Here is a 14,858-nt window from a genome sequence, read left to right as displayed (position 1 = left end):
TGATCAGCGAATCACTCGAATCGTGAGAATAGCTACATAACAAATAAATCAAATCGATTTAAGCAGGATCATTCACTGTCCAGACATGGCATTTCGATTCCGCAACTTAATCGTTAATTCGCATGACGAGGCATATCTAGATCGTACCACCAAAGTGGACTTCGATAGCCCTCTTTAACTGCAATTTCATCCAAATAGTAAGTGATCATGTCTTCCAGCTCAAGTTGCAGCGGATGAATATACCCGTAATTCTTCTCATCTACAGTCTTCAGATATCGTTTGCATTCATCGCAAATATAAACCCGATAAAGTGGCTCATTATCATCAAAAAAATATCGAATGCCATTTGGGTGGTTATTGGAACAATAGGGACATTGGTTTCGATGAAAAGCCCATTCTGTATGGCAGGTGGCACACCATAGATGTCGTTGTCTATTTTCTTTTTCTAACCTGGCCATCCCAGCGAAATTACCACATAATGGACAAAATGGTCGCAGCCAGACTTCGTTTTTCTTGTCCAAATATGGTTTCAACAATTCAGCAAGTGCTTCTAAAAATGGTAAGCTAACCGTTTTTGCTATAAAAATCAGTGTGCCTGGTGCAATATCATAGGCTTGAGAGAGCTGGCTGAAATAGTCTTTATTCTCAGCCACAAAAGCTTGGATAAATTGGTCCGGAAACCTGTCATTTTCATTGAATAGATTGCGCAAAGCCGTAATGTTTTCTGGCGGATATTCTTGAGGGTAATTTTCGAGCATCAAAAGAAATTGGGCGAAATCGGAGTGAACAGCATCGCCTTCGATATAGATGTTATTTTTCTCCAACAAAGGGAGCCCCATTTGCAACCGAGAGTCGACATCGCTGGTTCTCCCCAGGATTGCAAGTTTTTCCCTATTAATTTTTGCTTTCAGATCCGACTGGAAGGTCAAAATTTGTCGCAAGAATAACAAATAAGCTTCATCAAATTGTCCCCTTTTTTTCAAGAAATTGATTTGAGCCTCAAGCGTCATGGTGCTCCTCATGAGCGTTTATCACTTGATTCGCCAATCATTCGTATAAATATTCATCCGTTTTCCGCGAGCGAAACCCACCAGCGTCATGCCGATTTCTTCAGCCAGTTTAAGAGCGGCTGAGGTCGGTGCTCCATGCGAAATCAAAATCGGAATTTGATAGCGGGCAGTTTTGAGCAAAATTTCCGAAGAAACTCGACCACTAGTCATCAAAATCTTATCAGCGCCAGGAATATCATGCATCACGCATTCGCCAATAATCTTATCAATGGCATTATGACGGCCGATATCCTCCCGCTCAAGCAAAAACCGATCCTCTTGATAAAGCAACGCACTATGAGTTCCCCCAGTCGCGCGAAATAGCTGCGACCGATTTTTAAAATCCGTCAGCAATGCTGGGATGATCCGATGATCGATCGTCAACTTACTTGAAACAAAATCGCCATTCCATTTTTCAAAAATCTGATGAAAAGTTAAGCCCCTCGCACAACCCGTAGTAACAGTTCGGCCTCTCCGAAAATTATCATCTATAGCAAAAGGCTTATTCAATTTGATCCAAACAAGCCCTCGATTGGCATTGAAATGTAAGCTTTCAATCTCAACTTTGCTGGTAATAATTCCTTCTGAAAATAAAAATCCAATTGCCAAGTTTTTCTGATGCTGAGGTAAACACAATAATGTTACCAATTCTTCGTCATTGACAAAAATTGTCAGCGGGGTCTCTTTAACGACAACATCATCCAATTCAAATCTTTTATCATCGGCGATTTGAACAATAGCTATCTTTTCTAATAGATCATCCACAATGGAGTTTTCTCGCTAATTGCAGATCTTCTCTGGTATTAATATTGAAAAATGCGCGCTCAATTGAGCGAAAGTGATTGCATGGCACCTCTTTTACCCTGACACGAGGATAGAACGAGCGAATTTTGAAATCTCCTTGACCGAGGTGCGCTTCAATAGCCGGGATGCAGTTTTTTGAATAGAAGGCGCACAACGGTTCGATGAATCCGTTCAGTTCGGGGATGATTACATCATATTCTGCCAAGTAGACATAATTTTGAAGGTGGAGAATAATGCCGGAATCAATAAACGGCATATCACAGGCTACTACTAAACTGTAATCGGAGGAAGCGGCTCGCAGACCTGAGTACAATCCACCTAACGGCCCAGTACCAGGGATCTGGTCTTTTATCAATTTCACGTTTAGATGTTCATAGTCGCTAAATTGATTGGTGACGACAATGATCTCATTAAACAGCTTCCGAAAAAGATTGACAGTTCTCTCGATTATGGTCGTATCGCCAAATCGAATCAGTGCTTTGGTCATGGCGATGCGGCTGTTTTTGCCACCTGCTAAAATAATTCCGGTCAAGCTTCTTTCATGCTCCTTTTGATCAATAGATCAGATCTCAGTTTCGAATTTTGTTCAGTTTGATTTAATTTTTTCAAGCCTATTTCATTTATGATATGATTTTCTAATTAAATGAACCCCAGAAAATCGATTCTCAAGGATAAATTACATTTGAAAAAAGAAAGCCTAAGAATTGAGACGAAGAAAAAAATACTGAAAGCGGGCAAGGGGAGATAAGAAAACAAAGCTGAATTCACATTCGGGATCAGCATAATTTTTTCTCAAGCAACTAAAACGAGATTGGACAATTATCCAAAAACCGCTTATCGGTTTATTTTATTTTAGAACCATTTGAGATTTCATAATTCTGTTACGGGGATAATATAATACATCTTTCTAAATAAGTCAACGCTTTTTTTAATTTTATTTAAAAAAGTTGGACGCTGAGATTCTGTGGCAAAGAACAACAAAATAGTGGATTAAATCACCAATAACATAATTGCAATAAGTAGACAAGATCGAAGCGATATCTGCTGCCTTTGCGCCTTGAATTTTTCGCTTGACTATAATCAACAATTGGTTTATATTCATTCAAAAAAAGTTAAAAATTCTCAGCGTTATTTTTCATGAGATCATTTTTATCTTAACAACTGGATTTTGGTCCTAATATCCAATGCTCAACAAAATTAGCTACAAGCTCATCCTCGCTGTGGGAGGCACAACGATTTCGATCGTTGTCATTTTTTTTTATGTCATTTTTGAATCGCAGCACCGCGCCATGATCCAACTGGTCGAGCAAAACGCCAATCATTGCAGCGAAGTAATCAAAAGCGGGACGAGATATGACATGCTGCTAAACCAGCGGGAGCATACCTATCAAATCATCGAGACCATCAGCGAACAGCCATGCATCGAAAAGATACGTATATTTAACAAACTCGGGGAAATAATTTATTCCACGGACACGACCGAAATTAACCAGATGGTTGATAAAAAAGCAGAATCTTGTTATGCATGTCATGCAGAAGACGCACCGATTGAAAAATTGACCATACCTGAGCGTACCAGGATTTTTACTTCCGCGAAGAATAGAAAAAGTTTGGCGATCATCAATCCAATTTATAATGAGCCGAGCTGCTGGCAAGCAGAGTGTCATGCTCACGATCAAAACCAATCCGTCCTTGGAGTTCTCGATGTGACCATGTCGCTCGTGGAGGTGGAACAACAGATTGCTGCCAACCGAAAGAAGATTTTGATCATTGGTGGGAGCGCCATTATCGCGATCAGTGTCATGCTCTGGTTGTTGGTGCATCGATTAGTGGGCAAGCCTGTTGAACGCTTAGTGACGGCGACAAAGATCGTTGCAAATGGCAATCTCGAATACAAAATTGAACCGATTAAAAAAGATGAGCTCGGGCATTTGGCTCGATCGTTCAATGAGATGACCACAAAGCTGGTCGCTGCGCAACGGCAGCTCTACCAATCCGATAAGTTAGCCTCGCTTGGGCGCCTGACCTCTGGGATTGCCCATGAGATCAACAATCCACTTACTGGCGTCTTGTCTTATAGCAGCATGTTGCTAAAACGAACCGACCTGGCCTCAGAAGTGAAGGAAGATCTCGAGGTCATTGTAAAAGAAACGCTGCGCTGTCGCGATATTGTGAAACGATTGCTTGATTTTGCACGACAAGAGCCTCCCAAAAAGACGAGCGTCGATATTCAAGAGGTGATTGATCGAGCAGTGCGAATTATGCGCAACCAGTTGAGTCTCAAAAATATCTCGTTGCATATCAACATTCCGAATAATTTGCCATTGATTAGAGCCGACGGTAATCAGTTGCAACAGGTGATGATTAACTTGCTTGTCAATGCAGCAGATGCGATCGATGAAAAAGGTGGCGAGATTACTATCGTTGTAAAAAATAGTGACAGAACCGAATCTGAGTTTATTGTCATTGAAGTGACGGATACAGGCTGCGGGATTGCTCCTGAAAATCTGACCAAGATTTTTGAGCCGTTTTATACGACCAAAGGGCAAAAAGGTACTGGGTTGGGGCTCGCCATCGTCTGGGGGATCATCGAAAAACATAATGGGAAGATCGACGTCACCAGCAAGTTGGGGAAAGGGACTACATTTACGATCCATCTGCCGATAAATGGCAATTCTTCAACTTTGAATAAAGTGAAGAACTATGAATCAACAATTTGATATACTCATTATTGACGATGAACAAATTATTGTCAAAGCGACCAGGAAGTTGCTTGTTTTAGAGGGATTCAATATCGATGAGGCTGTTGATGTTGAAACCGCAATTGAAAAACTGGAGCAAAATAGCTATAAATTGATCATATCCGATTTGATGCTGCCTCGCGTCTCTGGGATTGATTTAATCAATCGACTGAAAATTACCCATCCTGATGTTCCTGTGATCATTATTTCGGGATATGCCATGGTCGAGAATGCAATCCGCAGCTTTCGTGCAGGTGCCTTCGATTTCCTTCCCAAGCCGTTTGATGTCCATGAGTTGTTGGGGGTGGTTTACCGAGCGATGAGGCATAGGGCTATAATAAAAGATGCAGGACAACGAGATGCAAAGCATGTCAGCTCTGCTGAGATTAGTAAAGCTTGGAAGAAAGAAAAGAGTGATTATTATTTTTTGGGCCAGCATTCCTGGGCAAGGCTGGAATCCGAAGGGGCTGTAACATTCGGGATTGGCCAGACCTTTTTTGGACGGATTGGACCTCTTGAAAGGATCGAATTTCCAACCCGCTATTCAGATCTTTGGCAGGGCAATTTATGCGTTCGAATTTTTGAGAGCAAGGAACTTATTCACTTGGTTTGGGCACCGCTCAGTGGCAAAGTGATTGAAATAAATCATGAACTCCAGCAGAATCCCAATCTGATCAACTCCGACCCATTTGGTCGGGGCTGGTTATTAAAAATGCTTCCTACCTGTTTAGAGAGCGAATTGGATAATCTCAACCACCAATAAAATTTTACAGAAATTATTTTTCACATTATTTCAATCGTTTGTCTCCTTGTTGGTTTCGATGCAAAACTTTGATTGAATGAAATTTTTAATCCACGTCTAAAAACATGATTGAAGAAAAGAAGTTGGAAATCGCGCCCAAATTTCCCGTTGTAATTGTTCGGCTGCTTCTCCTGGTGAGATTTCTCTTTCACCCCTCATTTTTTCCTGCTCACGAACGATGGATTTGACCATTTCTTGATATTTGTCGACCTCTTTCTGATACCAATCGACAGCCTCTGCTCCAATTTTTAACATCTTCAAATCTTCATGGAGATTGGACGGTTCAATGCTGCAAATCCATCCCAATTCGTAGGGCTTAATATGGAGCAGATTGATTCGATTGTTCAGCTCGGCATGGACTGAAACGACCTTGCCACTGATCGGGGCAGGAAAGGTGATCGTCTGGTTGCTTTTATGGACCGAAAACAGATGCTCCCCTTTATTTACACGCTGACCCCGATTGGGTAATGTCAGTTTGTCGAACTTACCAAGCATCTTCTGTGCAAAATCATCAATGCCAATACGCACTAAGCCATTGCGCTCTAAGCTGATCCATGAGTGACATGGAGACAGGAAAATGCCAGAAGGGACATTGATTTCATGTTTCGATGTCGATTCCCCAATCGATGGAGTAACCAAACGCACCTGAGGTTTAGTGGTTTTTTCAATTCGATCTTGGCGACGGATGAGTGCTTTATTGACGAATGCGACCAGTTCGTCTTCCGTGAATGGTTTCTGCACATAGTCCATCGCTCCATATTTCATGGTTTCAACAGCCGATTCGATGGTAGCATACCCTGTAATAACGATGACGTCGATATCTGGCCGCAGATGTTTGACCGCCTTTGTCACTTCAATACCGTCCATATCAGGCATTTTTAAATCGGTGAACACAAAGTCGTAGTCATGTTTCTGAATCAGCCCTAATGCCTCGGGACCTGTTTCAACCGTATCAATTGAATACCCAGCCAGGACCAAAATTTTACGGAAACTGGCGAGCACGATCTCCTCGTCATCCACAGCTAAAATTTTGGCTTTCGGATTGTCAACTTCGACACGTTTAAGGGTTTTTGCTTCTGTGGTGAAATCCAAACGCAAACTAGTATCCAACGCTGCCGCTCGTTCCTTTTTTAATTTCCTTTCCTCAGCCTTCTGCATGGTAAGTCGAACGAAATAATCCGCCAGCACGAAGATAATAACGGTTATGATTACGATGATAACGACCATTTTTTGCTCCAAATTTATTTGGAAAGTCTTTTATATCTGACTATTAGATTTAGAAGCTTGGATGATACGATTAAGAAATTTTAAAGGGATTCAGCTTGGTCAGAACTGGCTAATTCCGTTTTTTCAGCCAAAAGCCGCTCATATTCTAACGGATGTTCTTCCCGAAAATGATCTTCTGGCATTTTGCCTGTGAGACAAGTGGTATTCATCGGATAGATGCTCGGATCGATGAACTGGAAATAGAAATGCCACACCAGAATCGCCAGGGTCGCCAGAACTGCCTCATAGAGATGAATGACTGTGCTGACATCGGTGATCCATTTGGGGAACCAGCGCAGCGAGATGTTCTCAAACCATAAGATAAAGCCAGTAACTGACATGACCACCGTGCCCCAAATGAGTGCCCAATATTCTGCCTTTTCGATGTAATTGTATCGATCGAATTTGGGTTTTTCATCGACGATACCGAGGTAGTACTTGAGCATCTGAATGACATCCTGCAGGTCTTTTAATTTTGGAATAAGCGCTTTGATCTGTTCTTTGCCTCGTTTCGTGGTGATCAGATAGAACACATGGTAGATAGCTAAACCGATCAGGACCATAGCAGCTACTCGGTGCAACCATCCACGAAAGACTATCGCTCCTTCCCAGCGGACCAGTGGGGCAGCCCACCAGGCTTCGGGAAATTTCAAAGCAAAGCCAGAATACACGAGCACAATAAAGCTACCCATCAATAGGAAATGCTGAACTCGTTCATTCAACGTCAGCCGTTCTATCATTCCGCCATCGAAATTAGCGAGATGGGGGACAAAGTCACCTCTGAATTTACCAACCAGCTTTTTGCGAAAGTCAAGGGCATTGTGAAATACCATCCCCCCAATCACGCCAAAAATTAGGGTGTAATAAAAAATCGTGACATAGTAGATGATTTTGTCCGATTGGGGAGAAGCGTAGACGTGAATTGAGCCTTGGGCTACTTTCTCGCTAACCCCAGGGTGGCAGGTGCCGCAAGTCTTCGCAAGATTCGATTTGTGAATGGTAGATTTGGGGTCGCTAGATGGACGAATGTTATGCACGCCATGGCAACTGGCACAATTCGCCGAGACCACAGATCCCCCCCGAACCGCTAGGCCGTGGTAACTGTCGTAATAGCTTTTCACAACATTTTCTTTTAGACCATATTTTGCCACGATGCGTTCGGCCTGGTGGCAATTGGCGCAGAGAGTTTGCGAAACCACAGTCGCGTAAACTGTCGAAGTCGGGTCCGTATGTGCTTTGATCCCATGTTCCGAGTGGCAGTCGGTACAGACAGGGTTATCGGTGCGCCCAGCGATCAATCCCACGCCATGGATGCTCTCAATGTATTCTTGATAGATCCCCCCGTGGCATTGCGAGCAGGTTTTCGGGATGTTGAATTTGTTGATCCTTGAAGTCGGGTGCGATTTTGCCTCTAAGTCGTGAACTCCATGACAATCGCTACACGAGGCGGATTCCGTTGCGCCTTTTTCTTTGATCGCTCGATAATGGACGCTGGTAATGTATCGATCGGATGGATTGGCAATGGGAATATTGTATTTCGTGATCACCCGCTGATCGGAATGGCATTTGGCACAGGTGGCTGGTTGATTCAATTTCGAAGTCATCGATAATGAATCTTGCCCAGCATAAACATAGTGCGAAGTATGGCAATCCCAACAATAAGGTGCATCCTCATTGCCCTTCGCTAAGCTCATGCCGTGCAAACTCTGGAAATATTGGGCTGCCACCTCGTCGTGACATTGATTGCAATCGGGATGCCTCAGGTTTTCCTCATGGGGAATTTCATTGATATCGCGGTGACAATCTACACATTCAAAGCCGCCATGGACTGAATTCCCGAATTTATCTATATCAATGAACAACGATATTTCAACGGAATCGTTTTTCACTTTGGTTAAATCTTTATCCCCATGGCACTCCATGCAGTCTGAAGTTTTCACCTGGCCCAAGCTGATTCTACTCGTGGCCATTAACAATAACATCACAATTAAAGGGAATCTGTAATTCAACGCTTTCCTCTCTATTTGATGACGATTTACGGTTTGTAATTAACGAGCAAAAATTTAAAATAGTGCACACCCTTGGTGAAGTGTTAATGATTCGATTTCGATCAGCTCAATTAACTTATGCGATCGAACAACAACTTTTCAGATGAGTTAGCATAATTATTTTTCTACGGCTATTACGATGAAAAGCGACGAGTGGCTTCGATCAATTCGGCGATGATGACCCAGCTACCGCCTGCGGGTCGCTATCAATGCTCGTCCTCCTTGTGACCATGGCAATAGCCACAAAATCCCACGCCTGCCCGTTTGGTATTCGTATGGCAGGTAAAGCAAATTGCTCCATCATCGTGATGGAAATCCGAGTCTTCCTCGAAACGATTGGCAAAGCCCGAGCCATGGGTTTTGGGATTGGTATTTCGGATTCCATCAAAATCGGTATGGCACTGCAAACAGGCGGGATCAGCGCCCTGGACTTCGTGGCAGGCGGCACAGCGTTCGATATCCCGTCGAGCCAATTCCGCATGGCGGCCACCGCCCGTGCCAACGCCCAGCGCAATAGCACCCCAATCGGGACCACCATGCCATGCAGGTCGCATCTGGGCATTGAAGCCTGAATTGTGGCATTGAGCACAGTAGCTCGAAGTCTCGTGACAGATCTGGCAATCTTTCTCCTTTCCTGCCGCATCAAGCTGATGCACAAACCGATAGTTCAAACCGTGGACCGATTTGATCACTTGGTTTTCCTGCCCTTTCAGATGCGGCGAGTAATTGGGGTAATAACTCTGAGGCAGAATTTTGGTGGTAATCAAACTCGTGGACTCATGGCACTCCTGGCAGTAATTCCCGGTATGACAATGGCCGCAATCGCTTACATTCGCTCTCACATGAACGGCATGTTCCCGAGACCAAGCAGGAACGTGATTGTCAGGTCGAAATGGAGTGGAGCTCGAATGGCATTCTAAGCATTCCATCGTGGCAGTCAGACCGTTGTGACAAGAATTACAATTCTGCTGGGAAGGAATGAATTTGCCACCGCCGATGTCTGCCTTCTCGATCCCTTCATGGCATTTCTGGCAGGACAACTTACCATGTGCCTGATGGTTGAAATAAAATTTTCGCATTGGAGTAGGCCAGGGCTCCAGATTTCCCAGATCGATGTGGCAATATGTACATTTCTGATCGTCCTCGACGTCATGGCAGTTCTGGCAAACATCATGGCCTGGGAGGTTACGATCGTCAGCTTTGGTGCTCTGGGCAATGGAAGCATGACAATCGGTACATTCCATCCCTTCGTCTTTGAGGTGTTTCTGGTGCGAGAATTTCGGGCTCTTCGATATCCCTTGCTTATCCTGGGCATTGATAAAAAGGAAACTACTCAAAATTAAGATGCCTGACAAGATCAAAATGAATTGCTTTTTCATTACTCTCTCCTGAAAAGAGATTTTTGGGAATTTATATGACGCGACTTTTTTGATTATCATGAAACAATCTATCCAACGGATGATGGAACATCAACAGATTTTCTTTTAGAAAAACATCCGTTGGCGTTTTATCATCCGTTGGGGAAAAATCGTCACAGCCGCTGAAACAATGCATACGTTCCTCTGAAGAAAAACCGCACATCATGACTGAAAATCTTGTTATTTAAAACTTGACCCTCCGCTTGCAACGTCAGATTTTTGGTGGGGCTATAATCCAATCCCAGCACGCCTGCCACTGCCTGATCCTTTTCAGTCGAAAATTCAGAGAATCGGTACGAAGCGAAATTCGAGCCGAGCGTGACATTCAGCTTCGGCAACAAAGGATAGCTGAAATTGAACGTTAATCCATCGCTATCGCCACCATAGCCCGCCCGTCGATTATATCCCAGGTAGAGCGACTTCCAACTGCACCCCAGGCCAAGCCGAAAATTGTTGTCATCCTCTAAAATCACGTTGGCCGCCGTTAAATAAAATTGATAATCATTCCAGCGATAGCGTCCCTGCAAGGCGAGTTCCTGATTGGGATTGATCTCGAACACCGAAAAGATTGAATTCTGATCGATGTACGGTGTGCGATAGATATAGTCCAGCCCGATTTCGAAATTTCGATTGAATTGATAGCGCCCGCCCAATTCGCCTCGCTTTACATTTTCTGCCTGAAGATTGAAATCCAGCCGACCATTGAGCTGAAATTTTGAGGACACCTGGCTGCTCACATCCAACCCAATCAGTTCCTTTTGCCACACAGTTATGGGATGCTCCAGCCGAAATGTGCCTGTGTATAGACCAGGCGAGCGATATTGCATTGGCTCCACGCTCTGGCGAGCATAGCTCAAACCGAGGCGCACTTTTTTCAACTTTGTCGATGACAAATGAAAGCCGTAAGTGAGATTATCAGAATTAAAATCGCGGACTTCAGTAGATTTGGCGAGCGGGGCCAGGGTTCCGATATAAAATTTGATTTTAAAATAATCCTTCACTCGATATTGCAATTGCAAGCCATCCACCGTGCCATAGCCGACCCCAGCATAAATGCGTTGCCGTCCCAGACTAACGTCAATGGCATTTGCAATATTTTTCAAATCGAAATAGCAGTTATAAATCCACCAGCGGGGATCATCAACTGCCTGATCGGAAAAGTCATTGGAGAATTGGATATAGCTGTGAAACGAGAGATTGGGCAGCCCCAGCCTGCCGATGGACAGTTGCGCCAATTGGTAAAAGCGAAAATGATCCGCCTTCGAGGAATCGATCTCCTGTTGCTCCCAGGCGTAGGCTGCAGTGGTAAACCTGGCGTTGATGGTTTGAGCATAATTGGGGGCGGCTATGACAATCAACAAAAACACAATTATTAGAAAACAATGGCAAGCAGTTTTCATGTTGGAGTCTCCATGTTGAGATACGTTCGCTTTGTTCATTCGAGCTTGGCTTAGAAAGTCTTTTTCCTACTAAATTCATGTAAAATAACAAAGTCATTGCGAGGGGCGAAGCGACGAGGCAATCCGTTATTGCTTTTAAAATTACAGGATTCCTCGCTTCGCTCGGAATGACAAGCTTCTCTATTTTTCAGAAGTATATTTCTCCCCCAGAACTGCTGTCCCACAGAAATGGATCTTTGATCTTTTTAATTCTGTGGCATTTCGTTTCTGTGGGAGAGAGCTATCATTAATCTTTTTCTCCATTAATGTGCTTGTTTTTGTCAATGATCTCCATCGATGCATTGACCACGCCAGGATGACAAAAATAGCACAGGGTGACAGCCGGATGAGGATCGGCTGGCGGCAAACCATGACACGAACCGCATTGAGCCTGGCTGCTATCAACTTTGATCCAAGAGGGATTATTGTCTTTGTTGCCATATTTGAACTCGCCATGGCAATAGACATTTTGACAGGTCTGGACTCCATCCCACAATGGCTCGGCATCACCTTTTTTGGCCAGCTCGCCCCAGACGATTTCAGCAGGCAACAGCTCGGGGCCAATATGATGGCTGTCGTTGAAATGCTCCACTTTTTTGTGGCATTCGGTGCAGGCAAAACCGTTGCTAAAAGCCCCGCCTGTGAGGTGAATAGTATGAGCGCCGACGCCTTTTACCGTCGTGGTTTTATTGCCCTGCAAATCTTTAGGTGGAGCGCCTGTGTTGTTGTCAACACCGCCATGACAGGTGGTACACCCCTCAGGCGTGCCTATATGGCAGGTATTGCAAGAACTCTTCGATGTCCCACCAGCGTAATCTTTCCCATGACATTGTTGGCAGCTCGTCAGATCCCACTGGTGCTGGCGGATATAATTGCCATGAAAACTCGCTGCCAGGGTATCTGTCCAGCCAGAAGGATGAGCCTGAACTGGTGGCGCTTGAGGTTGGGTCGGCAAGTCTTCTTGCAATTTGCTACAATGGGCGATAAAATTAAGCATCATCCCTGTGACGACGAGGTAAAATAAATGGGTCTTTTTCATATTGTTCTCATTCCGGTTAATTGATTTTGCCCCCTTTTATGGCGAACAAAATTCGTGTGGGGGATGGAACAAAAATATTTTGCTGAGAAAATAGTTTATTAATGCATAGATTGAATAGACGGCATGCTATTGGTGCTTTGAGCAAGGGCGATAATAGATGCGATGTTTTCTTCGATGAAATTAACATCTCTTAAGATGCATTTATTTGAATTGAAAGTTCAAACAATCATATTAAAATTTTTTCAAAAAGTCAACAGAAAAATTATTAATATGCGCATCAACGCCATCGAGTGCATCAGCGATTTATCATTTTTATTTCTATGCGTTCAGCCAGGATTTAACAATTCAAAGCCGACGTCTAAATTGAAGACGTCGGCTTTGCAATACTGTAACCGAATTTTTAGAACGAATTACTTCATCACCACTAATTTCTTACTAGCGGTATAATCGCCTGCCGTGAGCTGGTAGACATACACGCCTGAAGGAAGATGATGAGCGGATAGCGTCACAGTATGACGCCCTTCTGATAATGGTTGGCTCAATAATGTTTGGATCTCCTGTCCCGCTAAATTGAAAAGCTTCAGCTCAACGAATTGCGCCTCCGCTAATTCAAAAGAGATCGTGGTGGTTGGATTAAAGGGATTGGGGTAGTTTTGATGCAGCGCATAGCGAACGGGTAGAGCACCGTTTGCGGCATCATCGATACTTGTCGGCGGATTCATCCCAAGCTTGCTCATTTGGGCACGGCTTAACGGGGTCGCAAAAAGCAATTGATGCCCATCCCAAGTATCTTTACCAATGAATGACCAATTTTTCGATGGGGCAACTGGATCACTGCTACTGCCATTATAGGTCAGGAAATCCATTTTGAAGGCGGTTTGATAGTTTTCTGGGAATGGGATGACACCCTTCACAAAGCTCAATGTGCTGTCAGCGGTATTCCATTTGGCAAAATGAATCTTGCCTGTGGCATTGTACTCCTGAATGGCAGGGATCTGGCCGCCGAAATTCTGATGGCAATCCACACACTTTCTGCCTTTATCGGTCACAGAGTGGGAATGGAACGGTCCAAACGCCACCCATGCATGGCCTTTATAGGTCAGAGATTGGAATGAAGCGGTTCCGACTTTGCCATCTTTTGCTCGATTGACCAAAATTATGAAACCATGGATGGTTTGCTTCGCCCGTTTCTTAGCGGCATCGACCTGGCTTTCAAAATGGCAGTTGTAGCAGGCCACGGCCGTTTGAGTATGGCAGGCATCGCAATGAAGCTTTCCTTTGTGTGGATCATAAGTGCTATGATCTGGGAGCGTTCCTGCCTGGGTGGTATGGCAATCCCCGCAATCAGCTTTTATTGCCCCAGGTTCGAACATCGAATTGTAAGCCACACCGTCATCGCCGTGCAGCTCTGATTTCTTATGGCAATCCCAGCATTTTAAGGGGGTGCTGGCACTGCGATGCACATCAGAATAATTCAATGTCTTAGCCTCAGTGACCTGACGGCTATGACAGCCGTAGCAATCATCTTCTGTCACTCGGTTGCCCGATTTGGTGGCATGACAGTCGACACAACTGGCGCCTGGAAACGGAGTTGGGTAGGCATCACCATTGGCATCCAAATTATCGCCTGGATGACAGGAATTACAGGCAACATTTGGATGGCTAATTGGGACATTGGTTAATGTCTCGAATCCTGGTGCTGGGGATTTGGTAACACTGGTGTCTGCGCCATACCAAAAATTTTTGCCCGCTCGCGTCGCGTGAATGCTGGTAGCAAAATGCACCTGGGCATAAAGCGATGCAGCAATCAATAGGATTAGAAATGTCAGCATCGCTGCTCTGGTAAGATACTTCATAGTATTTCTCCTAAAATTGGTGAGAAATTGATTTAGGAATTTTATATAATAATATATTTCTAAAAATGCAATCTATTTTTTTGAATAATTGAGTTTGCTAAAGAATTTTGGACAAAATTTCTGTATTATTAAGCAGCCCTAATTTGATCGCATAGGAGTTGGCTTACTTTTTAAAGAATCAAAACTTAAAGAGACAGTGGCATTCCTGCTTATCTATGCTGGGTGACAGGAATATTCTTGGAAATTGATGCTTAAGTCAATCGAGTGATGAAATTCCTGCTTGCCCAGTTATAAGAATGTAATCTTCTTATGACATTTCGCAAAGAGACGCAGTTTGAGTTTCTTTTAGACACGAAAAGCCAACTCTCATTCTCACTGAGGTCGGCTTTTCTGAAG

General features: G+C 43.9%; 11 protein-coding genes. 2 read left to right on the top strand and 9 right to left on the bottom strand.

Features of this window, described 5'->3' with window-relative positions:
* Window positions 1-113: 113 nt before the first annotated feature.
* From ONB37_16985 to ONB37_16975, 3 genes are read right to left on the bottom strand one after another with little or no spacing between them, the layout of a single operon-like run.
* Window positions 114-1,010 (bottom strand): formate dehydrogenase accessory protein FdhE, encoded by an 897-nt coding sequence (locus ONB37_16985; GenBank protein ID MDZ7401854.1) that lies wholly within the window; start codon window positions 1,008-1,010, stop codon window positions 114-116.
* 21 nt (window positions 1,011-1,031) lie between these two features.
* A complete protein-coding gene (gene fdhD, locus ONB37_16980) occupies window positions 1,032-1,814 on the bottom strand; it encodes a formate dehydrogenase accessory sulfurtransferase FdhD (GenBank protein ID MDZ7401853.1) in 783 nt (260 codons plus the stop codon).
* The gene (locus ONB37_16975; GenBank protein ID MDZ7401852.1) at window positions 1,807-2,385 is read right to left on the bottom strand and encodes a molybdenum cofactor guanylyltransferase; all 579 of its coding nucleotides are present in this window, start codon (window positions 2,383-2,385) and stop codon (window positions 1,807-1,809) included. Before ONB37_16975 ends, fdhD begins: the two co-directional genes overlap by 8 nt.
* A 652-nt stretch (window positions 2,386-3,037) precedes the next feature.
* Here ONB37_16975 and ONB37_16970 point away from each other — a divergent pair.
* Window positions 3,038-4,573: an ATP-binding protein gene (locus ONB37_16970; protein MDZ7401851.1), complete on the top strand. Its 1,536-nt coding sequence runs from the start codon at window positions 3,038-3,040 to the stop codon at window positions 4,571-4,573.
* On the top strand, window positions 4,557-5,357 hold the full coding sequence (locus tag ONB37_16965) for a response regulator (protein MDZ7401850.1): 801 nt from the start codon (window positions 4,557-4,559) through the stop codon (window positions 5,355-5,357). Before ONB37_16970 ends, ONB37_16965 begins: the two co-directional genes overlap by 17 nt.
* Before the next feature lie 96 nt (window positions 5,358-5,453).
* On the opposite strand, the gene ONB37_16960 is transcribed toward ONB37_16965, so the two are convergent.
* The 6 genes from ONB37_16960 to ONB37_16935 all read right to left on the bottom strand — a co-directional run bounded on the left by ONB37_16960 (window position 5,454) and on the right by ONB37_16935 (window position 14,462).
* Window positions 5,454-6,623 (bottom strand): response regulator, encoded by a 1,170-nt coding sequence (locus ONB37_16960; protein MDZ7401849.1) that lies wholly within the window; start codon window positions 6,621-6,623, stop codon window positions 5,454-5,456.
* An 80-nt stretch (window positions 6,624-6,703) separates the two neighbouring features.
* Window positions 6,704-8,632 (bottom strand): cytochrome c3 family protein, encoded by a 1,929-nt coding sequence (locus tag ONB37_16955; protein MDZ7401848.1) that lies wholly within the window; start codon window positions 8,630-8,632, stop codon window positions 6,704-6,706.
* Between the two features lie 284 nt (window positions 8,633-8,916).
* Complete coding sequence (locus tag ONB37_16950; protein MDZ7401847.1) at window positions 8,917-10,089, bottom strand: cytochrome c family protein; 1,173 nt, start codon at window positions 10,087-10,089, stop codon at window positions 8,917-8,919.
* 152 nt (window positions 10,090-10,241) lie between these two features.
* The gene (locus ONB37_16945; GenBank protein MDZ7401846.1) at window positions 10,242-11,528 is read right to left on the bottom strand and encodes a hypothetical protein; all 1,287 of its coding nucleotides are present in this window, start codon (window positions 11,526-11,528) and stop codon (window positions 10,242-10,244) included.
* A gap of 286 nt (window positions 11,529-11,814) precedes the next feature.
* Complete coding sequence (locus ONB37_16940; protein MDZ7401845.1) at window positions 11,815-12,606, bottom strand: CxxxxCH/CxxCH domain-containing protein; 792 nt, start codon at window positions 12,604-12,606, stop codon at window positions 11,815-11,817.
* Window positions 12,607-13,016: 410 nt separating this feature from the next.
* A complete protein-coding gene (locus ONB37_16935; protein ID MDZ7401844.1) occupies window positions 13,017-14,462 on the bottom strand; it encodes a T9SS type A sorting domain-containing protein in 1,446 nt (481 codons plus the stop codon).
* Window positions 14,463-14,858: the final 396 nt, after the last annotated feature.

Source organism: candidate division KSB1 bacterium, assembly GCA_034506395.1.
In the GTDB taxonomy this organism is placed as follows: Bacteria; Zhuqueibacterota; Zhuqueibacteria; order Thermofontimicrobiales; family Thermofontimicrobiaceae; genus Thermofontimicrobium.
The sequence above is the reverse complement of the archived record's forward strand: the minus strand, read 5'-3'. Positions and strand labels throughout refer to the sequence as shown.

Bases quoted from the DNA above. Each gene is read 5' to 3' on its own strand.
- ONB37_16985 (MDZ7401854.1), bottom strand. From the start codon at position 1,010: ATGACGCTTGAGGCTCAAATCAATTTCTTGAAAAAAAGGGGACAATTT.
- ONB37_16970 (MDZ7401851.1), top strand. From the start codon at position 3,038: ATGCTCAACAAAATTAGCTACAAGCTCATCCTCGCTGTGGGAGGCACA.
- ONB37_16965 (MDZ7401850.1), top strand. From the start codon at position 4,557: ATGAATCAACAATTTGATATACTCATTATTGACGATGAACAAATTATT.
- ONB37_16960 (MDZ7401849.1), bottom strand. From the start codon at position 6,623: ATGGTCGTTATCATCGTAATCATAACCGTTATTATCTTCGTGCTGGCG.
- ONB37_16955 (MDZ7401848.1), bottom strand. From the start codon at position 8,632: ATGGCCACGAGTAGAATCAGCTTGGGCCAGGTGAAAACTTCAGACTGC.
- ONB37_16950 (MDZ7401847.1), bottom strand. From the start codon at position 10,089: ATGAAAAAGCAATTCATTTTGATCTTGTCAGGCATCTTAATTTTGAGT.
- ONB37_16945 (MDZ7401846.1), bottom strand. From the start codon at position 11,528: ATGAAAACTGCTTGCCATTGTTTTCTAATAATTGTGTTTTTGTTGATT.
- ONB37_16940 (MDZ7401845.1), bottom strand. From the start codon at position 12,606: ATGAAAAAGACCCATTTATTTTACCTCGTCGTCACAGGGATGATGCTT.
- ONB37_16935 (MDZ7401844.1), bottom strand. From the start codon at position 14,462: ATGAAGTATCTTACCAGAGCAGCGATGCTGACATTTCTAATCCTATTG.